This is a genomic window from Pseudoalteromonas sp. AWM4_233, assembly GCF_056158285.1.
Window position 1 is genome coordinate 894625 of the sequence record NZ_JBSWSZ010000113.1, and the last position, 26750, is coordinate 921374.

A 26750-nucleotide genomic window follows, 5' to 3' on the forward strand; every position below is an offset into this window, starting at 1 on the left:
AACGCCTCAGTTAAAAGGCAAAATTTAGTTGGCTATAATGTGAAGCGGAGCGAAACCAGCCAACTGAATTTTGTCCGCTTTTAAACTGTTTGTTATACGTATTTTACAGCTATTTATCGCTGCTTAGTTGCTCAAGGTAACTTTTTAATCTTACAAAATCTTCAAGCCCACGTTTATCTGTTTGATATTCTGGCTCCCAATACGCTACGGCAGTGTATTGATACAAAGAGCTTTCTAGCATCCAAGTATCTCCATCCATTCCTAGAGTTTTATCTTTCGGAAACACCAGTGTTTTCTCTAACTTACTAACTAACTTTGAGTACTGTTCTTCTGTTAATTCAATACGTTTCTTTGATTTAATACCTTTCCAGTCATAACCACCAGCGCCCTCATAAGTTGTAGTTATTAACTGATAGGGTTTGTGCCTAGTAACCTCATAGATAACAGGGTTCGAAAAAGTAGGTACTACTTTCATTTTTAAGACTGGTTGAAGATAAAAACCAGGGTAAGTGTATTCGATGGTATTTCGAGTAGATTTACAGCCAACAATTGAAAGTAGAATCAAAAAAATTGAAAAGTATTTCATATTACTACACCGATCCATCGATACGTATAACGCTCGATTAACGGGTTAAAAATAGTGGGCTAAAATCTAGCGAAGCGAAGAGCCCGCTGTTTTTAATCCCTGTTTAATTGCTTGTTAGAGCGTATGCTCAACGATTAAGCGAGCCGATTGTTTTATGCATAGTGCGTTAGTGTCTATTGAGATAGTATTTTTGTTTGGGATTGCACCAAATTTATTTTCCGATAAAACTTTATTTAGTTCTTTTGGACATTGAAGTTTATTAGTTCCTATACGAGACTCTCCCGTTACTCTCTCAGCTAGAACTTCCGCTGAAACCTTCAGGTAAACAGGAAGAATCTCTCCACCATAACGTGCAACTATTGATTCCCATTGCTCCACAACTTCTATATCTAGTACCTCATCAAAACACAGAGTCACTATTAGCCCCTCTAGTTTATTTTGACAAGCTTTTTCTATCGCTAACGTCCGAAGCTGATCGACAAACTCATAAAAATCATCCTTCCCAAATTCTGAATAGACTTCTAAAGCTATATCTACAGTAAGATGATTATGTAGAATGTTGTATCCTAGTTCATCCTTCAAAAGCTTAGCCAAGGTTAGCTTTCCTGATGCTGGAGGACCATGCAAAATTATCAGTTTCATAAAACGCTCTAACGCCTCACTAAGAGGCAAATAATAGTTGGTTAAAATAAGCGACGAAGGAGCAAAAACCAACTGTTATTTGTCCTTTTGAGTGACTTGTTAGAGGTGTTAGCACCGTTCTGCCAACCCGTATTTATAAATCATGTCAGATTGAGGGACAATTTTTATTTGCTTTAATCCAGATTGTACTTGTCCTCGTACAATCTTAACTGTGTCATACGATATAACAGCAGGCATATTATTATGCTCAGAAAGTATTATCTCCCTTTCAGGATCAGGTAAGAACATAATACGTTTTTCTTTGTCGTTTCTGGGGGTTAAATCGATTAACTCCCCCTTAGGTGAAACCCATACTGAATGAAACCTAGCTTCTAAAAAGTCATTTTGTATATCTTGCCCAATAATCCAGCCGTGCTGAGGTTTACCACCATGTTTATCACACTGAACCCATACATTAATATGGCAGTTATCTGGCTCTGGGTTGAAAGAGCTTGGTTTTCGATATTTTAATAGGAGCGCTTCCGATGGATTTAAACCGAGAAAAACAACAATAGAAGAGTTGGTTGTGTTTATCTTTTTTGGAGACATAACGCTCAGTTTAACTGGATTCAAGAAACACCTCTAACGCCGCAAATAAACGGCAAAAATTAGTTGGCTAAAATTTGTGAGGTACGAACAAAGCCAACTGTTTTTTGTCCGCCCTTTTTGATTTGCCTTGTTATGTGCCGTTAACTCAACACCAGCTTTAGTACCCCTTCAGAATCTCGCTCACACTCCGTCCCAACAGGGTTTTCAATGAATGGGATTATATCTGGGTCACAATTTGCTATGGTATTTGTGTCATACATTGCTAAGTTATCAGGATTATCCATGTACTCTTGAGTTTCAGTTCCAGACATAAATACCCAGCCGTTGGTAAGACCTTCTGGCTCATCTCTATACATGTAACCAACCTTGTGCCCATATACAGTTATCAGATCTGTGGCAATGCATGCGCCATAGCCAACAGCTAAATCTTCAATTTCATCGGGTTTGAGTTTGAATACCTTGCTCATTTCACCTCAGGCACATAACGCTTGCCGTAAACGGCACAAAATAGCAGGCTAAAATTGGCGACGAAGGAGCACAAGCCTGCTGTTTTGTGTCCTTAGTTTAACGGCTTTGTTATACGCAATTACACTAATGAGTGATACCGTACTGGACCAGAAAATATAAAGTACCAAACAATACTAAATTGATAAATAAGGGAAAAGCAAACAGCTCTGTTTTTTGCTGAGTTGAAAATTTATTGGTGTTAATTTTAAGGGCAAGTATAAATATTAACGCATATAAAGTTATAGGCAGAATCAGTACTGAGATCCAGTACCCTAAGAATGAAGATAAAATATCTGCTGTATATCCAAAATGCACGATCGTGAGTGAGAACGCTATAATAGTTAGCGAGACTTTAGCTCCTATCGTAGATTTTGTACTCATACTTTCCTTTGCGTATAACGCTTGCCTAACCGGCGAAAAATAGCAGGCTAAAATTAGCGACGAAGGAGCGCAAGCCTGCTGTTTTGCGTCCTTTGGTTTAGGCACTTGTTATGTGCTTTTACTCAGATTTTAAACCTGACAGCTTAACGCTTTCACCTTTTGAAATTGACTTTGCTTGGTCTAAAGTAAACTGGAACCAAAATTCAGTACGATTCTCATCGAAATAACTAAAGCAAAACTCCATTTCATCAGCGTCAAAGCCACCAACAAACGAAGGGGACTGAAACATATCGCTCGACTCTATTTCAAGCCATTGATGAGTTGAGTAGTCTTGGTTCACTATCTCAATACAAATAGATTTTAATTCATCTTCAATTGGTATATCCATCACCGACCTATTAGAGCACATAACGCCTCGCTTAACCGGCGCAAAATAGCAGGCTAAAATTAGCGACGAAGGAGCGCAAGCCTGCTGTTTTGCGTCCTTTGGTTAAAGCGTTTGTTATATAACAAACTACTTACTCATAGCACTCTTAACTCTAATTAAAATAAATAAGCAACTTCCAGAAATTAAAAAGTGCGCCCAATAATCAACAACAGAGAATGAATCTCTCGGTACAACAACCATGTAGAGGTCGTCCGATTTAGCTACTTCTGTTAATACTACCTCGTACAGATAAGTATCATAAACAAATAGAGCTATGCCCGAAAAAATCAGAACGATGCTGATTATAAATAGGGCTTTAAACATTTCTCACAACTCCAATTGTTATATAACGCCTTAATAAACGGCGAAAAATAGCAGGCTAAACTAAGCGAAGAATGAGCGCAAGCCTGCTGTTTTGCGTCCATTGTTTAATTAACTTGTTATATGCCGAATGCACAAAACAAACAAAGTAAAATAAAAACCGGTAGTAAGAAAGATATAGGCCTTTGGATTATTGTGCCTGATAACTTTCGAATGCCACGTACTTTTGTTCGATTAATAAAATTGAAAACATGTTCGGCACAAAACAATACAAATACGCCACCAAAACTTAATGCATAAAGTGGCTTACCAGATAATAAAAACCAGCTAAAGCAAAATAAAAGTAGAAATCCAACAAACGGAATTAATGTCTTCTTAAGAAGTTTGCTGATGATGAATTCCCTTAGGCATATAACGCCCTGTTAATAGGCAAAATTTTGTTGGCTATAAAGTGAAGCGGAGCGAAACCAGCCAACAGAATTTTGTCCACTTTTAAACAGTTTGTTATATACACCTTACTCTTTTTTGTAGCCTGTCATTACACCTACTTGAGTATGAAGCCAAATACGAGGGTAATTTTCGTTTCCCTCATCCAAATATTCATAATTCCAAGAAGCAAACTCTGAATCATACTCAGGCTTCTGTTCTGTAAATTCATGTCCCAACTCTTTTAACTGTTGAGCTACCTCCTTGAATTTACTGTCAATAGCTTCGTGTAATTCTTCAGCTATCTTGGCTTCTAGTTCGGTATGTAATTGATTGGAAGCTTCCGAACCTAAAGGCAGCTTTTCAAATTCGCGCCTCGAAAATTTGGCAGTTAGCACAAAACCTCCTTATGTATATAACGCCTCAGTTAAAAGGCAAAATTTGGTTGGCTATAATGTGTAGCGGAGCGAAACCAGCCAACTGAATTTTGTCCGCTTTTAAACTGATTGTTATATGGCTTAATCACAAATGTAATTTTTAAATATTGCTTCTAAAGAAATTGAATTTGGATGCTTAAGGTCAAAACTACGATAGTAAGTTTTTATATATTCTTCTGTTGGGCAGAATGGTTTCGAGACTTGAGCAGGAGTATTGTGAATTGCATCCATTAAATCTGCAACTAGTTCTGAGTCTAGAGTACTTGCCCGTTTAAATAGACCAAACAAAGTAAAACTTTTAGGGCTTCTCGTTTTAAGACCAAGCGAACGAATATACATGGTTACTTGAGTCATAACCTCCAAGTGAGCTAAAGCATCTTTACTTAAACTTGAATCCAACACTTAACCTCGATTGCCATATAACGCCGTTGTAACCGGCTAATAATAGTTGGCTATAATTTGTGAGGCACGAACAAAGCCAACTGTTATTTGTCCGCGTTTACGACCTTGTTAGCTACTCTTTAGCTCAGATTTTACAAGCTTTATTAGTTCAGGGTGAAGTGGAAAAGCCTTGCTATCCAAAATTGAGTTACCACCAAATGTCATAATTAAATAGGTTTCACCACCATTTACGAAAGCGCCTTTACAATAGCCGCCTCGAAGCTTAATAGAATCGATTGGATCGCCTTTCCATATTTCATGTGGAATAGCTCTATAGGTATATTTACCACCCATTAATAACTTTATTTCACCTTTGTCTACTGGCGAGTATTTTTGTATATGTTTTTCAAAGTCACTCCAATGTATCTCGACAACAGACCCTATAAAGACCTGATTGGCTTGTGCTACAAGCTCTTTATAACTTCTATCTTCAATTGTGCATGCATATGACAAGTTTGAGGCTAATGCCAAGATAGCAAAAATATATCGCATATTCTTCATTGAGTAGCTAACGCTTGCCGTAAACGGCACAAAATAGCAGGCTAAAATTGGCGACGAAGGAGCACAAGCCTGCTGTTTTGTGTCCTTGGTTTGACGGCCTTGTTAGGAGTGACCTACGCAAGCCTCAATATTTTTGACAACATTGCCCAACTCTAAATCAAAACCAGTTAAGTTTTTACCACTTAAATTCAAATTAACTAATCGATCTTTTTTTAACAGAATTGGGAGTAATTTTTGTTTAAAGTCTTCTACGGCTATACCAACAGGATTTACATCCCCAAGCAATTCAGGGCTCAACTTTTTAAGCCTTACTATTCGTGATTTTGATGACCACATAGGAAACGAAACTCGATTGTCCTTAACGTCAAACTCTAGTGCAGTCCCATCTGCTAATTCGCCATACCAAATAATTTTTGTTTCAGCTAAGTCAGCATAAAACTTTTCAATTTGTGCACCAACGCTCAACTTGAGTAACTCCTAACGCCCCACTAAGGTGCGAGTAATAGTTGGCTAAAATGTGTAGCGAAGCGAAACCGAGCCAACTGTTACGAGTCACGCTTTAGTGGCTTGTTATATGCAATTTTTAATTGCATCAAATTCTTTTGCAGCCATAGTTGGTACAAACTCTGTAACTTCATAATCTGCAACATTAGCGATATGAAATGGATCTTCTTTTATTGTTGAGTCCACTTCTGCTTTATTAGCAGCATTTAAAAGTATAATTCCACCTGTTCGTGGAACTTTTCGCCCTGAAGCAATAAATTTACCTGATGCGTAATACTTCTCAAGGAATGTAACGTGAGCTTCAATATATTTATCTACTTCTGATAATTCCGATTTATATGTTAAGGATACGATAAACACTTAACTCTCCATTGCATATAACAGCTTATTCTCTCCCAAATTGCCTGAATAAATACCGACAAAACGGGCTATATTACGTGTCCCAATATTCACACAAGAAAAGTTCATTGTAAACATGAGTTTAGAATGTCCAATTTTGCTCGGTTGTGAAAATTGGACAAAACGCGCTGTAATAATGTTATGCGTCAAAAACAAAACCCTGTGTATAAAAACAGTATTTTATTTTACTCTTTTTGTGAGGTAGTTAAATTGATATGAGTGCATCATGATTGAAGGCTGAGAGTCTAAACGAACTTGCAAAGTAAACTTGATTAGATATCTAAACCCTCTTGCACACGTATTTTAGCTGCCACAAAGTCTACATGTGCAACATACATCAAACTCGATATTTTACGAATGATGTGATCTTCATAATCATCTAAATGACCATCTGCAAAAGCAACGTGCCATAACAACTCGATCACTTCCATACGTTCTTCATAGCTTGTTTTCGCATTCACTTCTTTTACAAATTGGTGCAAATCTAGCGCAGCTTCAACCATAGGTCTTACTTTATCTATCAGAACTTTAACCTGGCTTTCATCTAGCTCACACTGTGTTTTTAAAATTTCGGCAATCTTATCTAGTTCCGATTGCTCAATTTTGCTGTCAGCGCGCATGACTTCAACTAACAGAGCTGCGAGCCCAGTATTAAAATCAATTGAATTCTCAGGCTTGTTGGTTTGCTGTAATTCATTACTGAAATCAGCTAATAATGCTTTAAGCTTTTTAAACACAAGTATGTCTCTGATTGTTTTATATAGTTTGATTATATCTCTGTTCTTCAGATTATACCGACTCATAAACATTTTCTTACAGTATTTAGGCCCTTGATAACATACACTCCTCGTTCTGATACTTAAAATTACATGGATGCATATGAAAACGCTTATCTCTGCACTACTTTTGACTCTTTTAGCGGGGTGCGTTTACGTACCAGAAAACGCACATAGCTATGATGAAAAATGTAATGTCATGCGTAAAAAGAAGGTGTTAGCCCTAGAAGAAGCGATCCCCATGGCAAATTGCTCAAATGAAGCATGTGCACTCTTAATGGCTAGTTATGGTTTAGTGACTGCAGCTAGCTTTGTGGTATCAGGTAGTATTGTGGTTATTTCTAATACCGTGTATTGGCTCGAAAAGCCCTCTGATTGCAAACCAGAGGAAACAAACATCAACTAAACTAAAATCGAGTTAACTTGGGAAAAACACCTGAACAACTAAGCCCGTTTTCCCATCACCTCGGTTATGTAAACTTAGTTGACCATGATGAGCTTCTGCGATTTCTCGACAAAGTGCAAGCCCCAAGCCGCTTCCACTTGCTTTGGTTGAATAAAAAGGTACAAGTGCATTTGCCATAACCGCTTCACTCATACCTTTGCCTGCATCACTCACGCTGAGTAATGTCCCTTGAGATTTAGCTTCAATTTTTACTTTAATCTGTTCAGCTTCTGAGCCCGATTCGTGCGCATTTTTAAGCAAATTAATAAGAAGCTGCTCTAGCTGAACTCTGTCTGCAAGGCATTCAACGTTTGGGATATCCCCTTCAATACTAAAAGCCCACTCTTGCTTAACACTGTTCAATAAACTCAACCAGTCAATTACTTCGAGTTTTGGTTGAGGCAATTTGGCAAACTTGCCGTAACCTTGAACAAACTCATTTAGGTGATTTATACGCTCTTGCATGGTTGAAAATACTCGCCCCAGCCTTGGTTCATCGAGGTTTTGCGTCAGTATTTTTCCACTGTGCAGCATAGATGACATAGGGCCCAATGAATTATTCAGCTCATGACTGATGATGCGTATCACCTTCTTCCATACTGCCACTTCTTGACGACTCAGTTCACGAGTAAGCTGTTTAAAAATATATAAACGGTGACTATGGTTATTTAACAAAAACTGTCCGGTTGAAAGGTGCCAAGTTTGGGCTTCGTCATCTTGCTTTAATTGACTATCGTTTGAGTGTGCGTGCTTTAGGTGAAATAGTCCATCTCTGCCTGCTTCCATCGCGTTTTGAATTTGCTCACTGCCAAAAACATAGAGCTCATTGCGAGTCAGGCCTTCGAGTTTCTGCTCACAATTAAATAACAGTTTGGCACTGTGATTACTGAAGACCACATGGTTATTGCTGTCTATTAAAACTAGCGCTTGCGGTGAAGACTGCAACACTTTATCGAGCATCAATTCACGCTGATAAATCCATTGTTTTTCTTGTCTAAGTTGCTCGGCGGTTTGGTTGTAAGTAAGACACAAGCGTCCAAGTTCATCGTCTTCACTGTATGCAAGCAAACTCGAAAACTCACCGTCTTTAAAGTTCAACAAACCCGTTTCTAACGCTTTAATACCTGAGTTAACCGGTTGAGTAATTAGACCACTCACAAACCAAGCAAGGACAACGGCTAAACTCAAACTAATCAGGCTGTGTGTACTTGATGCGCCTAGCACAAGCAGTATAGGCACTAACGCCAACACAACACTTAACATTGTTGCTAACTGCAATTTATGGCGAGTACTAAGATTAGCTGTGAGTGATTTCATAAAGGTTAACGTTTTAGTTTTTTTAATAGTCGATATCGAATTTTTGTAAACGTCTATATAGCGCTTGTCGTGAGAGTCCAAAATGCCTTGCTACTTTGGCAACAACCCCATGATACTCACGCATTGCCGCCTCTATTTCATCTTTATCAGGTTCTTTATTTGAGTTTGGAAGCGTTACATTTTGTGTTTGGCTCAAACCAAAGTCAGTAAACTCTAGTGCACCATTTGGCTTTAGAACAGCAGCACGCTTACAAGCGTTTTCAAGCTCTCTGACATTTCCCGGCCAAGCATAGCTCGTCAAAGCCTGCTCAGTGGCTAATCCAAATTCTCGTTCTGGCAAGAAATGTTTTATAAGTGGAACGATGTCGTCTTTTCGTTCACACAATGGAGGCAGTCTGAGCTCTATGACATTCAGTCGGTAATATAAATCTTCTCGAAACCTGCCAGCTTTTATGTCTTGTAATAAGTCAGCATTAGTCGCCGAAATAACCCGTACACTGACCTTTTGTGTTTGCACTGACCCTAAGCGCTCAAACTCACCCGTTTGCAAAACTCTAAGAAGCTTCATTTGCCCTGACGGAGGTAAATTGCCAATTTCATCTAAAAATAACGTGCCGCCATCAGCTGCTTCAAAACGACCAATACGCTGTTTATTAGCGCCTGTGTAGGCACCCGCTTCTGCGCCAAATAGCTCGGCCTCGATTAACTCACTGGGCAATGCGCCTGCATTAACTTTAATAAAGGGTTTATCTGCCAGAGCAGAGTTTAACTGTACAATTTCGGCAATACGCTCTTTACCACTGCCGTTTGGCCCTGTGATCAATACCGACACATCTGACTTAGCCAGTTGCAATGCCATATCGACCACTCGTTCCATGGCGGTGCTCGCATAAACAAGACCAGCTAGGTTTGCCTGTTCATGGGCAGAGTGACGCTCATCTTGTTGGCGGTTAAATGTATCGTTGTCTTGTTTGGCCTTACCCAATTCAATCAGGTTTGCAATGCTAGTCAGTAATTTATTGTCATCCCAAGGCTTAGCAATGTAATCTGCTGCGCCCGCTTTCACTAACTCTATGGCGGTTTCTAGCTCTGTCCATGCGGTGATCAGAATAATAGGTAAGTGTGCATTGAGTGCACGAAGTTGATAAAAGAGATTTTTGCCTTCTTCACCCGATGTGGTGTCAGCGGTAAAGTTCATGTCTTGGATAGCCAAGGCAATACGTTGATAGCGAACAACTTGCTCTGCCTCGAAAGGAGTGTTTGCCGTCACAACATCATAACCATGTATTTCGAGCATTAACGATAAAGCATTGAGTACAGCTTGGTTGTCGTCAATGATGAGTATTTTGTCCATGTATTTTCTTTTTATTATTCGTGCTACACCAAAGGTTTGAGTGTAGCACGAACTAAGAGGTTGAGTATTTAGAAGTTAAATTGTTCGTGTTGCGATACTTGGGTCGATATTAGCCGCGCGTCTTGCAGGACCAATTACCGCTAATAAACTCATCACAAAAACTGCAACGGCTGTTATTGCAACATACCAATTCGATAACGCAGGGACTGAGTAATGTGCCATAAGCTGTTGACCGAGTAACACTGCACCACATACCCCTAGTACTAAACCTGCAATACAAATTAGGCTGTTTTCGACCACAAAGTAACTGATAATCGCTGATTTGCGAGCCCCTAACGCGCGTCTTGTACCAATTTGCTTCGTACGTTTATTAATGTTGAACAAGGTAAGACCGAAAATCCCCAAGGCTGTAACCAACACAAGTACACTAATTAGTATCACTAGCATACGCATCATTAGTCTGTCTTCGGCAACATAATCTGCTTTTTTCTTATCTAGCCCAGCTAAATCTTGCACTACCCTTTTGCTGTAGTTTTTATGAATAAGCGACTCGATTTGTTGCATAACTTCAGCGCGTCTACCAGCTTCGGTTCGTACTAAAAACTTATTGAATTTTTCAATACGAACATAAGGAATAATCACAGATCTGTCTTTACGTTCTTCATTCTTCATCCAAGGGCCTTTCATCATGCCTACAATGCCAATGACTTTATAAGGCTTTGTACCTGAGTATATGAATTGACCTAACCCGTCACCATTTGGAAATAACTCATCCATTAAAGCTTTTGTCGCCAGAACAACATTAGCCGATTGAGTATTATCAAGATCGTGTGCGACTTCTGATTCAGTAAAATTGCGCCCTTCAACTAACTCTACACCAAAGGTATTTAAAGCATGTTCATCTGCGGTAAAGTAGCTCGCATTGACTGATTTCGCCTTTTCTGGCACTGGTTTTAGTCTGTAACTCGTCGAAGAGCCCCCTCCAGATAAAGGAATCGCATTAATGGTTACTGCATCAATCACACCGGGTAATGCACGAATGCTGGCTTCATCAAGCTCAGCTTGTTGAGCCAAATCTACATCTGTACCAAAAGTCATCACATTAAATTTAAATATGTTTTCCTCTTGATAACCCGTGGGTTGATTTAAGTAATCTAATCTATCTTTAATGATAAACGCCGCATTACTAACAATTGCTGTGGTAATTGCAATTTGTATTAGTAATAAAACTGCACCTACTTTAGAGCGAAGTAAGGCATTAAAAATTGGTTTAATCTCAAACATAATTCGTGTTCCTTACTGACTCTTTAAATATGTCGATGGTGTGGTTTTACATACCAACCATGCTGGGTACATACCCGCAACAATGCATGCTGTTATAGCAATAACGGGAGCTGCAAATAGCATTGATAAGTCCATATTTGCTAAGTTACTGTAGTAATCATAACTGTGCCTTATACCCCATAAACCTAACTGTGCTACCAAAATACCAATCAATCCACCCATCAAACCTAACATGGCAACTTCAACAATATGCTGATAGAAAACCTGAGTTTTGCTTGCACCTAACGCTCTTCTTACGCCCACTTCCGGTGCTCGTCTTAAGAACTTAGCAAGTAACAATCCCAGAATATTGGCCAAACAGACGGCCAAGAACATAAAGCTCAACGCAACAAGGATTTTGTTGTCTTCATTCACAACTTCAAAGTAAGTGATCCATTCATTGACATCTTTGAGACTGTAATCCAGCTTAGTACGTTCGAAACGACCCAACTTTTTCTGTTCCTGCATGTAGTTCATTAGGTAGTCACCAAACGCTTTCTTATCTTCTTCAGAATTCAGCTCAATCCAAAATTGCAACCATACATGCTCTGATTGCATCTTATTTGTGAAATTTCTCAGGTCCTCATTTTTCCAACCATTGGTATTGCCCCAGGTGTCAATCTCATACGCTTTTATTAAAGAGAAAGGCAAAAAGATCTGTTCTGGCTCGTTAAACGCCCCATTATTTAGGTCGTAGTATTTAATATTAATTTGCCAATCAGCGATAACGCCGGTCACCTGAACATTCAAATCGTCTAAATAGAAACTCTTACCAACGCTATTGTCAGTACCGAATAATTTCTTACTCATACTTTGCGAAATCACCGCAACAGGGGTTGCACTTTCTTCTTGTTCTGCACTCCAAGGCGCACCATGTTTAAATGACAGGTTAAACATTTCAAACGCTTGTCTTGATGCTAAGCGACTTACGGCCATAAAAGGTTGAAGCTTGTCTGAATCTAAGTGAACAGAAAAACCACTTTTCATTAATGCTGTACGTTTATAAGGTAAGTCAGCATTTTGTAAATTCTCTGCATCTTGATAAGTCAATTGATAAGGTAAGTCATCGGGCGTCCACCAGCTTGATTCCTCGTCCATAATCTGTAACTGAACGGCATGCAGTTTGTCACTCTTTTCAGGAATAGGGTCCATCGACATCATGTGGTAAACCGACAAGCTGGTCATCGTAATACCAATACCAACCCCTATGGCAATCACCATTAACAGGCTCACTAGCGGCGTACGCTTAAAGCTCCGCCAACTTAAATCTATGTAATGACTGAACATATTAAGCTCCTACTGCCATATTTGGATTACCCTGATATAACGTAAAATCAGCAAGTTGACCGTCAACAACCTGTATATTGCGAGGTGCACGACGAGCTAACTCCGCGTCGTGCGTTACCATGATTATGGTGGCGCCATCTCGGTTAATTTGTTCAAGCAGCTCCATGACTTGACGTGCCATTAAGCTATCTAGATTACCTGTTGGTTCATCGGCCAATAAAAAGCGTGGTTCACCAGCCAGCGCTCGAGCAATGGCAACTCGCTGCTGCTGACCACCCGATAGTTGCTGAGGTAAATGCTTAGCTCGGCTAGCTAGCCCCACTTGCTCCAAACACTGCTCTATTCTGCGCTTGCGCTCAGCCGCTTTGATCCCACGATAACGTAAAGGCACTTCAACGTTTTCGTACAAGTTTAAATCTGGAATGAGGTTAAAGCCCTGGAAGATAAAACCAATCTTGTGGTTACGTAAGTCCGCACGTTGATTGTCATTCAGTTTGCCAACATCAATGCCATCCAATAAGTATTCGCCACCAGTGAAGGGTTCTAACATACCTGCAATATTCAAAAAGGTGGTTTTACCTGAGCCTGATGGGCCTGTTACAGCAATAAACTCACCTTCTTCAACATTTAAATTAAAGTCACGTAAAGCATGTGTTTGAACCATCTCTGTTTGGTACATCTTGCTGATATTATTCATTTTTAACATTGTTCTTTCCTTTTTAATTCGGTCTATATTCTGTTGATGATACCTAAATGTGTTTGTTGTCATCTCTGTAATACTTATCTCAGCAGCTCTTATCTCAACAATACGGCATCGGCATTTTTAAATGTGTCATAATTTGAAATGATGATTTCATCGCCTTGTGCAAGTCCACTTAACACTTCTACATGGTTAATACTGGTGACACCTGTGTTGATTTCGATTCGCTCTGCGCGTTCGCCACTAAGCTTGTAAGCCACATAGCCACCTGCATTCATGAAGCCACCGCGTTTTACCATCAGAACATCGCTGCGGTTTTCTAATAAAATGCGCCCGGACAAACGTTGATTTTGACGAATATTGCTAATATCACTTTGGTTAAAACGCACACGTGTGGTTACTTCTCGGTTATTCACTTCTGGCGAAATGGCTGACAAAGTGCCTTTAACTAACTCAGTACCCATTTTCAGTTCTACTTGCATACCGATCCCTAAATCATTGGCATAGCTCTCTGGCACTTGCAGTTCTGCTTCAAAAGCGGACAAATCAACTAAAGTGAGTAAGGCTTGGTTTTTAGTCACCATAGCTTTAGGTTGCACCAGCAAGTTACCAACGATGCCCGATACACTGGCTTTCACGTTTAAATTACGAACTTTTCTTTGAAGTTCATCAACCACCAGTTGCTGTCTAGCAACTTGGCTTTGCGATGATTGTAACTCAAACGCCAAGGTATCTTTGGCAAGCTCAACCTCTTGCTGTGCATGTTTAAAGGTCAGCTTAGCTTTGGCTAAATCATCGACGGCTTTTTCTAAATCAATTTGACTGATCAGGCTTTTCTCTATTGAGAGTTTTGCTCGGCGGTTTTCACGCTCTGCGGCACTCAGTTCAACTTGCGCCATGTCTAAAGTTTTATTTAGAGCCAATGTTTGACGCCTTGCTTCTAATTCGCTTCTGGCAAGTTCACCTTGCAGTCTGGCAAGCTCTGATTCTTGCTGCTTTAAACTGTTATTTAGCTCCGGGCTTTCAACCTCTGCAATCACCTGCCCCTTCTCTACACTGTCACCTGCTTTCACTTGCAAAGTGACAAAGCCTTGCTCTGGGCTGTACGCTTTTGGTGCATTAGCAGCAACTATTTTACCTGTTGTCGCTACATCTCTGACCAAGTCTCCTTTTATGACCGTCGCAATTTGTAGCTGGGATTTATCAACAGACTGACTGACATTATCGGTATTCATCATGGCGTAGCCTGCCCAAGTAACAAGCGACAGCACACCAGCAATCAACAGTGCAGGTTTTAGTTTTTTAGGCTTATGTTGGACCATTTGATCTTGGCCACTGGTATCTCTGATCATACTCATTCCTTATTGATTCAAAAATTGCTCAGTGCAGCTGATAAGTAATGACATCAACAACATCAAAAGGGGTGATACAAAAAAAGCGGTCGTTAAAATCATTGTCTTGCTCCTGAGCCTATTATGTCCAAATAGATACCAAGACTGTGCCAAACTTTAAAAACCAATATTATCATATAGTTACTTATTTATAGGTTCTTGTACGCTTGTCCGCGGACGATAAAAGTGTCCGCACCGGACACTTTTTAACTAATACCAACCCTCTTAATTAAGTGATCTATTTTGAGGGTTGGTATTAGTCACTCACACAATGAAAAAAATGCTTAAGTCATTGAAATGAAGTAATAGACTGTTAATGTAAGAAAATAACAACGGTATCTAAACTGAGATTAAGGAGTATAAAAATGAAGTTCAGTTTATTAGCGGTTATCGCATTGCTCTTTTCGAGTCAACTTATGGCACAACCAGAGCAAATCTTTTTATTACGCCACAGTGAAAAAGCCAGTGGGAGTGATCCGTCATTAACGGATAAAGGAAAACTCAGAGCCAATAATATTGCCAAACAACTTCTGTCAGCCAAACCAACACAGCTGTTCAGTACTGATTACAACCGAACTCAACAAACCATCGCGCCACTGGCAAAAGCTACATTGCTAAAAGTCCAAAGCTATAACCCAAGAGAATTAGTACAATTTGCAGGTGAGTTAAAGTTATTAAATGGTGTAGCCGTTGTTTTAGGTCACAGCAATACAACACCTCAGCTTGTGAAGCTGCTTTCAGGGCATCGAGTCAACATTGAGGAAGATGAATACGATAAACTATACGAACTGCGTCTGCATGGTGACGAATACCAACTGATCCGTCACAAAACATCAGCTAAAGCAAAGTGATATTCTCGCTTAAAAGATAACGCTTTTGTAACGTGAAAATTCGACAATCTAAATCTATGCTTTATAAAAAAGATAAAGCATAGAATTTTATGAACGTTCAACAGTCCATTATTATTCCAGCAAAAAAAGAGCAAGTATGGCGCGTCATTAGCGATATACGTCATGCCCACCAGCATATTTCTGCCATAAAAAGCCTAGTGATTATTGAGCAACCTAAAGAGGGGCTTAAAGGCCTAAAATGGCAAGAAACCAGAGCCATGTTTGGTAAAGATGCTACTGAAACGATGTGGATCACTGAGTCACAAACCAATGCATTTTATAAAACCAAGGCGCAAAGTCATGGTTGTGATTATTACTCTGAGATGAAAATTGTCGAAGGCACAGATCAATGTGAACTTATTATGGGTTTTAAAGGTGTTCCGCAAAGCTTGTTTGCAAAAATAATGGCAAAGCTCATGTCACGATTCATGACAGAACAACTTAAAAAAACCATGCAAGCAGACTTAAAAGACATTAAAAGTGCAGTGTTGGCGATCCATAACCTAAACACTGAGTGAATTATAATTGCTCTGAAAAGATTTTGTATATACCGGCTTCTGCTTGCTCAACTGTTTGTGAAGCAAACCCTAAGCGAATATGACTTACCTCGCCATCATTTGGTTTTAAAGAACGGACTGAATTAGGGTGATAAAACTCTTCTTCCGATTGAAAATAAACACCTTTTTGTCTGGCGCGTAACTTTAACGCAACCACATCTTGATGGCAGTTTAGCCAGAATGCCATACCACCATCAGGCTTGATAAATGAGAGGTTTAAGCCCCGCGCTTTTAAAGCATTAAGGGTACTATTCATTGCTTGCCATCGCGCTTTATATGATTTGGTCATACGCTTTAAGTGACGTTCAAACTCTCCTGTCTCCATCCAGTGCGCGACCGCCAGTTGAGTAAAGACGTCATTCTTATGATTAATGAGCTTTTTTAACCCTTTTAAATGCACTAAAACAGGCTTGGCAGCATGTAAATAGCCTAGTCTCGCTCCCGCACACATTATTTTAGAAAAGGTCGATATATAAATCACAATACCCGCGGGATCATCTGCCGCCATTGGCTGAAGAGGCCGACATTGATAGTGAAATTCATGGTCATAATCGTCTTCAATGATCAGTACACCATATTGATAGCACAACCGGTAAATTTCAAGGCGCCTTGCTATAGGCAATGTTATTGTAGTCGGGTATTGATGTAATGGTGTTAGATATAGTAACTTGATTTCTCTCAATTTTAGCTGGGCTTCTAAGTCATCGACACATATCCCCTGCTCATCTTGTGCAATATCGACTAGTGCAGCACCACAGCTTTCGAATGCCTGTCTTGCAGGCGGGTAGCCTAAGGTCTCAATCGCAACAAAGTCACCTTGATTGATAAACCCTTTAGCAACCAAATATAAAGCTTCTTGTGAGCCATTACAGATAAGCAAATCATCTGCATTAAGCGCTCTTGCTTGACCTAGGTATCGCAAAATTTGATGTTTTAATGTGGGTATTCCTGCACTATCTGAATAATGCATGTCATGGGCGTTGAATTGCCTCGCGGCCATACTCAAAGATTGTTTAAATTTCTGTTTAGGAAAAGCAGATAAATCAGGCAAACCTCCGGCAAAAATATAGTCAAAAGCAGAAAGTTCAATTTCACTTGTCTGTTGTAAGGGCATAGAAAAATTATACTCAAATGGTTTTACACTTCTTTGTTTAGTATATTTTTCACTGGCCTCAATTGGTAAATGCTCACTTACAACATACCCGCTTCTTTGTATAGAAGTCAGCCACCCTTCAGCCACTAAGCCTTGTAAAGCGTTCATCACAGTGTGACGATTTACTTGGTAATAAAAAGAAAGAGCTCTGGCTGACGGAAGCGCTGTGCCAGGTAACAATGAACCTGACTGAATTGCATTGCGATATATATCAATAATTTGCAAGTATTTTGCTTTACCATCACTAAAAACAATCTCTAACGGCTGCATGATACTGTAGTTTCACAAAATTGCGTTTTCATGGTTACCAACATAGTTAATCCGACCTCACCTGCATTCTATCGAATTAGCTATAATTTTGCAGGAGCATTAATAATCTGCCAACTGCTGACCTTGTCATTCACGTATCCAGACTGGCGATATGCTTTTTCAATTTCACCGGTTTCTTTTAAAATTGATAGCCCTTTTTGGAGCGCTTTGATCAAAGGCTGGCTTTGAGCTGTAAAACGCGCTACGGGAAAATGACGGCTGTCAGGCATAATGATTTTTAAGTTTTTGATCGGTAGATAGGTTTGCCCATTATGTTTAAAGCTCAAATCATCAGAGTTATGAAACGGGCCTAGCATCACATCAGCGCGTCTTTTATAGAGCATATCCAACATGGTCGTGTACTTACCTGTGTGATACATACCATTAAAGTTTAATTGTTTAAGTATTTTCCAATCATGTTGCCAATTTTGATTTGAAACTGCGATTAACTTAACTAATTCAGCGGGTTGCTTAACTGACAGCACATCAACATTGTCGCTATGCGTATATAACCCTGCTTCTGCACGACCCGCTTCTAACACGGCGCTGCTAATATGCAACTTATGCTCAAACTGTTTAATCTCATTTAACCAAAGCGGAGTCGCACTTAAATGGATTGCCCCTTGCTTCATCAATTTAATTCTACGTGGCGGATGATCAACTTGAATATAGTTAATTGGTAATTTAAATCCGCCAAGGCGAATTGCTTTAACAAGCAAAGCATGTTCAACAACATCGCGAGAAGCTTTTAAGCTGCTGTAGTCGTTTACGTCTAATATGTGTCTATTGTCTAAAAACTCAAAGTACTGCTGTTTTATATCATCTTGAATGGCTATGGTTATCGTTGAGTTGTCTATTTCGGCTATGCTAGCACTGTGCCAAAGCAAACAAAAACACAATAATAGTAGGCGGGTCATATCAATCCTTAATCTTCTCAACGCACTGTCATTAAATCGTAATTTACTTATTAACTCAATAATAAAAAACTATTAACACTGGTCTAGTTGTTTGTTCCGCTCTGGTTGTATTTGTTAGACCTAATAACAGCTAACTTGCCCTTAAAGATCATTGTGACGATAAGGAATTACGAAGATGTTAAAACCCATTTCATTAGAGACCGAGAAAGTTAAGCTCACGCCATTAACTGAAAATCATCTAGGTGCCCTCTTTAAAGCAGGCAGCCACCCTGATATTTGGCGATGGGTGTTTAACAATTATTGTGAGAGCGAAGAAAAGTTAGCTTTGTGGTTTAAAAACACCGCACAATTTAACCAGAATGAACAAATTGTCATGGCAATCATAGATAAAGCCTGCGGTACTGTCGTTGGCACTACACGGTTATTTCGACTTGATAAACACAATCATAGTGCTGAAATTGGTCATACATTCATTGCTAAGTCAGCACAAAAAACCTATGTAAATACCCATGCAAAGTATCTACTACTCAGCCATGCCTTTGAGGATTTAAACTTAGTGAGAGTCACCTTATGTACACATGAAAATAATAAGGTCTCAAGAAATGCCATTTCGCGTATTGGTGCCAGATTTGAAGGGTTAGCATACAAACAACGTAAATTACCTAACGGTAATTTTAGAAATTCAGCCATTTTCAGTATCACTGACGATCAATGGCCTGATATAAAAGCTAAGTTAACAAAACGAATGCAAGCAACTGAAACTGCACAAAACTAAAACAATTTAATTGATTTAACACAATAATAAGGGAGTCAGTTCTAATTTATGGGCTCCTTCTGATCTTCATCAAACCAGCTCTAATTTAAGTCAGTTATCTAGGTTATTTTGTTTATAAATCAACCTTATTTGACTATATTGCCCGTCTTGCATTAACAGGATGGAATGCCAGTATGAGTTCACGGCACACTCAAGAAATAACACTAACAAAAGAAACCGTTCTACTTTCAACCACAGATCCCAGTAGCAGGATCACCTATGCTAATGAGGCCTTTTGTGATGTCTCTGGTTTTAGCACCACAGAAATGTATGGTCAGCCACACAACTTGGTACGCCACAATGATATGCCTAAAGCCGCTTTTGCCAATATGTGGGACACAATTCAAGGTGGTGACTCTTGGATGGGCCCAGTTAAAAACAAAAGTAAAGATGGCCGATTTTATTGGGTGAATGCCTTTGTGACGCCCATAAAAAATGAGCAGGGTAAGATCATTGAGTATCAATCTGTCAGAACCCATCTAGACGATAAAGTTAAAAAGCGTGCTGAACGCGCATACAAAAAAATACAAGCCGGGCAAGTTGCCAACCGTTATTACGATAGCACCAAATGGATAAGCTATGGTTTGGTTACATCAAGCGCTTTTGCTTTTATGACATTGGCATTCACCTTTTCAACTGCCATTTTAGCGCTCGCTATTTTACTTATGTTAACTTCATATATGCAATTGAGATGGCGTAAGCGTTATCTTTATACCCTCAAAGAGGCCAAAGAAGCGTATGATAATCCACTTATGTCATTCTTGTATTCAGGGCATAACGATGCCGTTGGTTCATTATCTTTAGCAATAAAAATGCAACAAGCCAAAGTCAGAGCGGTTGTTGGACGGGTCAATGATGAATCTCTTAGGGTAAATATTAACGCACAAAAAAATACTCAAAGTGGGCAACAAGTCTCAGAGCTATTAAGAAAACAAAATAATGAAGTTCAGCAAATGGTGCAATGCATGCAAGACTTCACCGTCACCATCGAAGAGTTGAATACGAATGTAGAACGAGCCTCACGCGCTGCAATGGCTTCAGAGCAACACACTCAAGATGGTAAATCATCGGTAGATAAAGTCATTGATGCCATACATCATTTAGATGAGCATTTAGCTGAGGTTAACCAAGCCGTATCTAGATTGGTTGCTGGAAATGAGAAAATCCATGGCATTTTGAATGTCATCAATTCAATTGCTGAGCAAACTAACTTGCTGGCATTAAATGCCGCGATTGAAGCAGCAAGAGCCGGCGATCATGGCAGAGGTTTTTCTGTTGTCGCAGATGAAGTAAGGGCCTTGGCTCAAAAGACTCAAGCATCAACAGAAGAGATAACCCAGCTAGTCCAAGAGCTGAATGATGTATCACAAAGTGCTGTTAGCTCGATGGACCAAGGAAACCTTTTGTCTAACACCAGTGTGGAGCTTGCAAGTAAGAATGGTGAAAGCCTATCAACGATTCAGTCTCATGTTACCGAACTGGCTGATCTTAACCGTTCGGTTGCAGCCGCAATAGAACAGCAGTCCGTGGTCATTAAACAAATCAACCTTAATGTTGAGAGCGTAAGTGAACTGGCCGACTTAGGTGGGCAACATGGTCAACATTCTCATAACTTAAGCCAAGAGCTGTTAAGCCAAATCGAGCAGCAAACCAAACTCATCCAGCAATTTTGCTAACATCAAGTTGCGTGGCTTAAGTCACGCAGCGCCCACCAATTGACCACTTTCTGTACTGTATTATTTACAAATCATAAAACGATAGTTCTTAATGTTGACCAAATACTTCAAATAAAGGCCCTTCAGAGCGATCGCTTCACTGTTCTCAGCGTAATGACTTGTACCAACTCACGCGAGGCCAATACCATGCTGTACTATTTAATTACCAGTCAAAACTACAAAACCTTCAGACACATTGAAGATAAAGTAAAAGGAATTGCCTACGTTGAGGACATTACTCACCTGTGTAACCACGAACCACATCCTTGGCACACCTGGCTGACAAACAAGGTCGCTCACCTCATTAAAGCTGAATCATTATTTGCTCTGCTAGTCGTCATTTCAGCATTTATTGCAGCTTCTATGACTAATCTTTCTACCGGTCTATTTGTGATTGGCGGAGTAGTTGTTGTGCTCTTTAGTATCTGGGTTTGCGGATTAATTGGCATCGAGCAAGTTTCTCATTATGTATCATGCCAAGATATGCTCAAGGATAAAGAAGACGCACTTGCAATGTACATTGAAGCACAAGAGGAAAATAAGGAAAGAGTTGAAAATATACTAAAGTCTGAGAAAGAGCTTAATTTATACAAAGTAAACGTTTAATTTATATAAGCGGGACAAGTCCCGCTTATAATGCTTTATTGCTGGTTAGTCAGCTTTTCTTTTGCAGCTTGAACTTTTGCAAAATCTAGACCTAACTCTTCCACAGCCTCTTTAATCAAACCTGGATTTTGCATGACTAAGCCCATTAACTGCTGAAGCTTTTCTTGAGGGATACCTAGTTGTTGCACAATCCCCATCGCCATAAGTGGGTTGTCTGTTAGTGCTTCAAAAAGTTGGTTAATCTGTTCATCAGCAATATTATTTTCTTTAAGAATGGCAATAATTGGATTCATAATTTATCACTCGCAATTAGTTTATAACGCTTTATGTATGGGCAAAATCATTGTTTTCAACTCTCGCCATGAAGTTTGTTATATTTATCAAGCGCTAATTGAACGCGCTTCACTAAGGCTTTATCAGTTTTAAGACTAAATGCCATGCAAGCTCGGCGATTATCTATTTCTTTTACCTCGATGACTTTTCTGAGCATAGAGTAATCATACCCTAGCTCTTTCATCCTTTCTGAGGCGGTGTATTCAGTATGTAAAATCAGATCTACTCTTCCACCAAGTAACTTTCTAGGTGATGAACTAGGATCTGAAGTGAGATCTAAATTTAACCCAGGCTTAAAACCTGCGTCTGTCAGATACCCTTCACTTACGCTACCACGCACGATAGAAATCACATATTGTTTCGCATCATCAAGAGAGTTGAGCTGAATATCATTTCTTGTTTTTAACGCAAATAAATACTCTTTCACTGGAGCCATTAGCGGGCAAACCCATTGAAATAGCTTTTCTCGTTCGGGCGTTCGATAAATTGAGTAGATCATGGTATTGGCTTGTGTCTTAGCCAAATGCATAGAGCGTAACCATGGATAGCTTGTTATTTTATATTCAACACCAGCATCAGATAAAACAGCTCTCACTTTGTCTGTAGAGCGGCCAACAAGCTGCCCTTCAGCATTGGTATAGTTATAGGGTAACCACTCTTCAGTCACGACATGGAGAGTTTCTGACGATGATACCTTAATACTGAAAAGTAAGGCTAAATAAAGAAAAAGTTTCATTTATTCCTCAAGGCAAGTAATAGAGACTCACCTATCAAAAAATGCATCAACCGCGAATGCGATTAACTCATCAACTTGAGATTCAAACTCTTCTAGCGGCTTTTCTATTTTTTGAAAATAGCTATCGACTTGTCCTTGAGTAAGTTTGCGATTCAATAAAGAGTACTCTTTTTCATCGAGTAGCTTGTCATATCTTGGCACAAAAGAAAAAATAGCATAATTAGGAGGCGGTATTTTCTTCACTGCGAATTGACAAAACTCTTCGATGTAATCGATACCATCAGGACCCAAACAACCGGGTTCAACACGGTAAAGAAGTTGGATCCTCATGTCTTTGCTCATTTTACTTACCTAAAAAAGACCACCTTTTTGATTTTTCCTTTTTCAATCTGGTAGCTAGTTACAAACTCAGAGCGCTTATCAACTACACCTGCTTGCTGGGTGCAAATTTCTGAGCTTTCATGATCAATAACAATACTGCCATGCACAATTCGCTTAAGCGATTTTGCATTTAAGCATTTCATTTTCTTAAACATCAAACCATAACGTTTGATTAAATCTTCTTTACCCGTAAACATGAGTTTTTGTGGGTACATGTAGAACTCTACATCATCAGCATATAAAGCCAAGAATGATTTAATGTTTTGTTGATTATAGGCAACAATTAACTCATCTATTACTTTTTCAGCTGCTTTTTCTTCTGCTGTTTTAATACTACTTAGTGCAGCCGCCTTTTCTTCAAAGGCTGGATTTGCACTAATTGCAAATGAAAAAAAGAACAAAGTGATAAAACTAAAAAATCTCATAAGTACCTAATAAAAATACAACATAAACCTGAGCACCTTATCAAATCTCAGTCTTTTTTCATAGCTTACCAGTATTGTTCGACTGATATATGACCAGGTTCAGAACGTCGGTGCCTTGAATACCCGAGCGTTTGAAGAAGTTGCGCCAAGTCTTTTACCATGTCTGGATTTCCACAAATCATAAAATGAGAATCTTCAGGTAATCGTTCTTGATTGAAATACTTCGCTATTTCATTGCTTTGAATTAGATCTGTGATTCTGCCTCGTAAACCCTTCTCTGGCATTTCTCGCGTCACGAGGGGTAAGTAAGTAAATTGCTTAAACAGCTTTTGGTGTGCATTTATAAAGTCTTGATAGGTTAAATCTGTATTAAACCTAACGCTATGGATAAGGACAATTTGCTTATACTTCTCCCATACCTTGCCATCTGCCAAAATTGACAAAAAAGGTCCGATGCCTGTGCCTGACGCTATCATCCAAAGAGTCTCTCGCTTAGGTGACTCTTCAATAGTTAAAAAGCCGTTTGCTTTCGCTTCGACTTCAATACTATCACCGACTGAAAGATCGACAAGACCTGATGTCAACTTACCGCCTTCAACCTCTGTCAGGTAAAACTCAAGTACAGGATCTTTCGGTGCATTAACATATGAGTAAGCTCGAGCAATTCGCTTATCACCAATTGTCATCGCTAACTTAGTAAACTGGCCAGCTTGAAAAGGAGCGACATCTGCAGCAACTTTGATGGTAAAAAGTGTTGGCGTCCACCAGTTTACTTCCGTGATTTTTCCACTAACCCATTGAGACATATAATAGCTCTGTTTATTTCACACTCTATAACTGTGGCAGATAGCACCGATATGTCAAAAATCTCAGCAGTTCACAAATTTTAGGCAAAAAAAAGCCACACTATTCAGTGCGGCCTTTTGGGGTGTGATTCGCTTTCATTTTGGGCGTGTCTCCAAAAATCAGCGATTACGTTACCAAGGAACTTTTTTGCTCAAAACCCAACGAGCAAATAACAACTTAAAACTCTGTATGAAATCGTTAGATTGACTCTAAAGCAATCTTAACCATTTCGTTAAATGTACTTTGTCTTTCTTCAGCCGGTGTTGCTTCACCTGTGATCACATGATCACTTACTGTAAATAATGCCATTGCTTTTGCACCATACTCAGCTGCAACGCCATACATGCCTGCTGTTTCCATATCGACCGCTAATACACCTAGCTTGTCTAATTCTTCATAGAAAGAACCATCAGCTTGGTAGAATGTATCAGTCGTGAATACATTACCAACTTTCGCTTCGATACCTAGTTTACGTGCCGCATTAACACCGTTTTCTAGTAGACCGAAATCAGCAATCGCTGCATAGTCATAACCACGAACACGTGCACGGTTTACATTTGAATCTGTACTTGCACCCTGTGCAAAAATAACATCACGGATTTTAATGTCTTGGCTAATACCACCACATGTACCGATACGGATAAGGTTCTTAACACCATAGCTAACAACTAGCTCACGGGCATAAATTGACATTGATGGAATGCCCATACCCGAACCCATAATGCTTACAGGTTTACCATTGTATGTGCCTGTAAAACCAAACATGTTACGAACACCTGTAACTTGGCGAGCGTCTTCAAGGAAGTTTTCTGCAATATATTTTGCGCGTAAAGGGTCACCGGGCATTAATACCGTTTCAGCAAAATCACCATTGTTCGCATTGATATGAGGAGTACTCATTCTCTTTTCCTTCTTACGCCTTGATCAGGTCGTCAGCAAAGCTGTCGCCGTAGTCAAGTGTTGATAAATTAAACCACTGGGCAAGGGTTTGACCTATGTCAGCAAAACTTTGTCGTTCGCCGAGTGCGATATTGTCAATCCCCGGTGTATAAGCCAGTACCGGTACATATTCACGTGTGTGATCTGTACCCGGTGCTGTTGGATCGCAGCCGTGATCTGCCGTAATAATTAATAAATCATCATTCTGTAATTTATTAAGTATTGTTGGTAGGTAATCATCGAATTGCTTAAGCGCTTCGGCATAACCTACTGCATTACGTCTGTGACCAAATTTTTCGTCAAAATCCACAAGGTTTGTGAAAATCAAACTGTGATCAGGGGCGCTGTCGATGATTTCAGAGGTTTTCTCTAGTAAATTCATCAAGCCTGGCGCTTTATGTTTCTGAGTAATGCCTTGGTGGGCATAAATATCAGAAATTTTACCAATGCTGATCACTTCACCACCATCTTGCGCCAACTTGTCTAATAATGTTGGTGCAGGAGGTAGCACAGAGTAATCTCTACGATTACCTGTTCGCATAAAGTCGGCACTCGAAGTGCCTATAAATGGCCGCGCAATCACTCGCCCTATATTCATATCATCAAGCAGTGCCCGTGCGATTTCACATACTTGATAAAGCTTGTCAAGGCCGAATGATTGCTCGTGTGCGGCTATTTGGAACACACTATCAACTGAGGTATAACAAATTGGCATGCCCGTTTTTACATGCTCTTCACCCAGTTGTTCTAAAATAACGGTACCTGAACCGTAACAGTTGCCTAAAATTCCTGGAATTTCAGCGCGTTTGCACAATTCAGTAACAAATTCTTCAGGGAAGCAAGGTTGTGTATTAGGAAAATAGCCCCAATCAAACAACACAGGTACGCCCGCCATTTCCCAATGACCAGATGGCGTGTCTTTACCACTTGAAAGTTCTTTTGCATAACCCCACGCTGCCTTTGGCGCTGAGCGTTCTGCCACTTCACACGCTTCTTTACCCGCTGCTTCGCAAGCGTCTACTAAACCAAGTTTAGTTAAGTTGGGTAAAGGGAGTGCTTCTCCTTTGTCTTCTTTATATGCAGCTAAAAGATGCGCAAGGGTATTTGCTCCTAAATCTCCAAATTTTTCTGCATCTGGAGCGGCACCTACGCCTAAGCTGTCTGCCATCAGGATAATTGCTCTTGCCATAATTTACCTCTTAACTTATGCCAATCTGGAGAATAAATAATTGCCTCCGAATCAGTGTTGAATACTTTAATAGTTGGTTAACAACAGCGTACAGGACATAAGTCCGCTTTTAAAACTAGACGCCAATTGTCACGAAAATGTCATAAAAGTCCTGTTTTTAGCAAGCGGACATAAGTCCTGTCGCAGA

Annotated in this window: 32 protein-coding genes; 6 read left to right on the forward strand and 26 right to left on the reverse strand. The window is 39.6% G+C overall.

From position 1 onward, the window contains the following. Positions 1-109: 109 nt before the first annotated feature. From ACXAC4_RS25425 to ACXAC4_RS25475, 11 genes are all read right to left on the reverse strand, one after another. Complete coding sequence (locus ACXAC4_RS25425; RefSeq protein ID WP_475167342.1) at positions 110-586, reverse strand: hypothetical protein; 477 nt, start codon at positions 584-586, stop codon at positions 110-112. A 114-nt stretch (positions 587-700) separates the two neighbouring features. Continuing rightward, positions 701-1228, reverse strand: coding sequence for a P-loop nucleotide/nucleoside kinase family protein (locus ACXAC4_RS25430; protein ID WP_475167345.1), 528 nt, complete (start codon positions 1226-1228; stop codon positions 701-703). 108 nt (positions 1229-1336) lie between these two features. After that, positions 1337-1840, reverse strand: a complete 504-nt coding sequence (locus ACXAC4_RS25435) for a hypothetical protein (RefSeq protein WP_475167348.1) — start codon at positions 1838-1840, stop codon at positions 1337-1339. A 116-nt stretch (positions 1841-1956) separates the two neighbouring features. Beyond that, complete coding sequence (locus ACXAC4_RS25440) at positions 1957-2283, reverse strand: DUF2185 domain-containing protein (RefSeq protein ID WP_475167349.1); 327 nt, start codon at positions 2281-2283, stop codon at positions 1957-1959. A 539-nt stretch (positions 2284-2822) separates the two neighbouring features. Next, positions 2823-3092 (reverse strand): hypothetical protein, encoded by a 270-nt coding sequence (locus ACXAC4_RS25445; RefSeq protein ID WP_475167352.1) that lies wholly within the window; start codon positions 3090-3092, stop codon positions 2823-2825. Between the two features lie 875 nt (positions 3093-3967). Further along, a complete protein-coding gene (locus tag ACXAC4_RS25450; RefSeq protein ID WP_475167354.1) occupies positions 3968-4276 on the reverse strand; it encodes a hypothetical protein in 309 nt (102 codons plus the stop codon). 120 nt (positions 4277-4396) lie between these two features. Further along, the gene (locus tag ACXAC4_RS25455) at positions 4397-4714 is read right to left on the reverse strand and encodes a hypothetical protein (RefSeq protein WP_475167355.1); all 318 of its coding nucleotides are present in this window, start codon (positions 4712-4714) and stop codon (positions 4397-4399) included. 111 nt (positions 4715-4825) lie between these two features. Further along, positions 4826-5248 carry a hypothetical protein gene (locus ACXAC4_RS25460; protein ID WP_475167358.1) on the reverse strand — a complete coding sequence of 141 codons (423 nt, stop codon included), beginning with the start codon at positions 5246-5248 and terminating at the stop codon, positions 4826-4828. 111 nt (positions 5249-5359) lie between these two features. After that, positions 5360-5722, reverse strand: a complete 363-nt coding sequence (locus ACXAC4_RS25465; protein WP_475167362.1) for a DUF2750 domain-containing protein — start codon at positions 5720-5722, stop codon at positions 5360-5362. A gap of 105 nt (positions 5723-5827) precedes the next feature. Next, positions 5828-6121 (reverse strand): YciI family protein, encoded by a 294-nt coding sequence (locus tag ACXAC4_RS25470; protein WP_475160441.1) that lies wholly within the window; start codon positions 6119-6121, stop codon positions 5828-5830. A gap of 311 nt (positions 6122-6432) precedes the next feature. Further along, a complete protein-coding gene (locus ACXAC4_RS25475) occupies positions 6433-6963 on the reverse strand; it encodes a tellurite resistance TerB family protein (protein WP_475167365.1) in 531 nt (176 codons plus the stop codon). A 76-nt stretch (positions 6964-7039) separates the two neighbouring features. Between ACXAC4_RS25475 and ACXAC4_RS25480 the strand changes: the two genes are divergently transcribed. Further along, positions 7040-7342, forward strand: a complete 303-nt coding sequence (locus ACXAC4_RS25480) for a hypothetical protein (protein ID WP_421964778.1) — start codon at positions 7040-7042, stop codon at positions 7340-7342. 12 nt (positions 7343-7354) lie between these two features. On the opposite strand, the gene ACXAC4_RS25485 is transcribed toward ACXAC4_RS25480, so the two are convergent. The 6 genes from ACXAC4_RS25485 to ACXAC4_RS25510 form a co-directional block, all read right to left on the reverse strand. Further along, positions 7355-8698 (reverse strand): sensor histidine kinase, encoded by a 1344-nt coding sequence (locus tag ACXAC4_RS25485; RefSeq protein ID WP_475167374.1) that lies wholly within the window; start codon positions 8696-8698, stop codon positions 7355-7357. A 22-nt stretch (positions 8699-8720) separates the two neighbouring features. Continuing rightward, entirely contained in the window at positions 8721-10052 is a 1332-nt protein-coding gene (locus tag ACXAC4_RS25490; RefSeq protein WP_475167377.1) for a sigma-54-dependent transcriptional regulator, read from the reverse strand. Between the two features lie 75 nt (positions 10053-10127). Continuing rightward, positions 10128-11336 carry an ABC transporter permease gene (locus tag ACXAC4_RS25495; RefSeq protein ID WP_475167380.1) on the reverse strand — a complete coding sequence of 403 codons (1209 nt, stop codon included), beginning with the start codon at positions 11334-11336 and terminating at the stop codon, positions 10128-10130. Positions 11337-11348: 12 nt separating this feature from the next. Continuing rightward, entirely contained in the window at positions 11349-12662 is a 1314-nt protein-coding gene (locus tag ACXAC4_RS25500; RefSeq protein ID WP_475167387.1) for an ABC transporter permease, read from the reverse strand. Between the two features lies 1 nt (position 12663). Continuing rightward, the gene (locus ACXAC4_RS25505) at positions 12664-13368 is read right to left on the reverse strand and encodes an ABC transporter ATP-binding protein (protein ID WP_475167392.1); all 705 of its coding nucleotides are present in this window, start codon (positions 13366-13368) and stop codon (positions 12664-12666) included. 89 nt (positions 13369-13457) lie between these two features. Further along, a complete protein-coding gene (locus ACXAC4_RS25510) occupies positions 13458-14714 on the reverse strand; it encodes an efflux RND transporter periplasmic adaptor subunit (RefSeq protein WP_475167396.1) in 1257 nt (418 codons plus the stop codon). Positions 14715-15118: 404 nt separating this feature from the next. Between ACXAC4_RS25510 and ACXAC4_RS25515 the strand changes: the two genes are divergently transcribed. After that, entirely contained in the window at positions 15119-15604 is a 486-nt protein-coding gene (locus ACXAC4_RS25515) for a SixA phosphatase family protein (RefSeq protein ID WP_475167401.1), read from the forward strand. A gap of 89 nt (positions 15605-15693) precedes the next feature. Further along, positions 15694-16161: an SRPBCC family protein gene (locus ACXAC4_RS25520; protein ID WP_475167408.1), complete on the forward strand. Its 468-nt coding sequence runs from the start codon at positions 15694-15696 to the stop codon at positions 16159-16161. Between the two features lies 1 nt (position 16162). Here ACXAC4_RS25520 and pdxR read toward each other — a convergent pair whose 3' ends face one another. Beyond that, positions 16163-17623 (reverse strand): MocR-like pyridoxine biosynthesis transcription factor PdxR, encoded by a 1461-nt coding sequence (pdxR, locus tag ACXAC4_RS25525; protein WP_475167412.1) that lies wholly within the window; start codon positions 17621-17623, stop codon positions 16163-16165. A gap of 80 nt (positions 17624-17703) precedes the next feature. After that, positions 17704-18579 (reverse strand): hypothetical protein, encoded by an 876-nt coding sequence (locus ACXAC4_RS25530; protein ID WP_475167417.1) that lies wholly within the window; start codon positions 18577-18579, stop codon positions 17704-17706. Positions 18580-18754: 175 nt separating this feature from the next. Between ACXAC4_RS25530 and ACXAC4_RS25535 the strand changes: the two genes are divergently transcribed. The 3 genes from ACXAC4_RS25535 to ACXAC4_RS25545 all read left to right on the forward strand — a co-directional run bounded on the left by ACXAC4_RS25535 (position 18755) and on the right by ACXAC4_RS25545 (position 21714). Continuing rightward, the gene (locus ACXAC4_RS25535) at positions 18755-19354 is read left to right on the forward strand and encodes a GNAT family N-acetyltransferase (RefSeq protein WP_475167420.1); all 600 of its coding nucleotides are present in this window, start codon (positions 18755-18757) and stop codon (positions 19352-19354) included. 173 nt (positions 19355-19527) lie between these two features. Beyond that, complete coding sequence (locus ACXAC4_RS25540; RefSeq protein WP_475167427.1) at positions 19528-21069, forward strand: methyl-accepting chemotaxis protein; 1542 nt, start codon at positions 19528-19530, stop codon at positions 21067-21069. Between the two features lie 186 nt (positions 21070-21255). Then, positions 21256-21714, forward strand: a complete 459-nt coding sequence (locus ACXAC4_RS25545) for a hypothetical protein (RefSeq protein WP_475167431.1) — start codon at positions 21256-21258, stop codon at positions 21712-21714. Positions 21715-21749: 35 nt separating this feature from the next. Here ACXAC4_RS25545 and ACXAC4_RS25550 read toward each other — a convergent pair whose 3' ends face one another. The 7 genes from ACXAC4_RS25550 to ACXAC4_RS25580 all read right to left on the reverse strand — a co-directional run bounded on the left by ACXAC4_RS25550 (position 21750) and on the right by ACXAC4_RS25580 (position 26563). Then, complete coding sequence (locus ACXAC4_RS25550) at positions 21750-22007, reverse strand: DUF2999 family protein (protein WP_349287887.1); 258 nt, start codon at positions 22005-22007, stop codon at positions 21750-21752. A gap of 56 nt (positions 22008-22063) precedes the next feature. Further along, a complete protein-coding gene (locus ACXAC4_RS25555) occupies positions 22064-22783 on the reverse strand; it encodes a substrate-binding periplasmic protein (protein WP_349287888.1) in 720 nt (239 codons plus the stop codon). Between the two features lie 27 nt (positions 22784-22810). Continuing rightward, positions 22811-23125: a hypothetical protein gene (locus ACXAC4_RS25560; RefSeq protein WP_138481324.1), complete on the reverse strand. Its 315-nt coding sequence runs from the start codon at positions 23123-23125 to the stop codon at positions 22811-22813. Between the two features lie 5 nt (positions 23126-23130). Continuing rightward, positions 23131-23589, reverse strand: a complete 459-nt coding sequence (locus ACXAC4_RS25565) for a nuclear transport factor 2 family protein (protein ID WP_475167433.1) — start codon at positions 23587-23589, stop codon at positions 23131-23133. A 65-nt stretch (positions 23590-23654) separates the two neighbouring features. Then, complete coding sequence (locus ACXAC4_RS25570; protein WP_475167437.1) at positions 23655-24395, reverse strand: ferredoxin--NADP reductase; 741 nt, start codon at positions 24393-24395, stop codon at positions 23655-23657. A 238-nt stretch (positions 24396-24633) separates the two neighbouring features. Beyond that, on the reverse strand, positions 24634-25335 hold the full coding sequence (deoD, locus tag ACXAC4_RS25575) for a purine-nucleoside phosphorylase (protein WP_138632942.1): 702 nt from the start codon (positions 25333-25335) through the stop codon (positions 24634-24636). A 13-nt stretch (positions 25336-25348) separates the two neighbouring features. Continuing rightward, complete coding sequence (locus tag ACXAC4_RS25580; RefSeq protein WP_475167439.1) at positions 25349-26563, reverse strand: phosphopentomutase; 1215 nt, start codon at positions 26561-26563, stop codon at positions 25349-25351. Between the last annotated feature and the right edge of the window lie 187 nt (positions 26564-26750).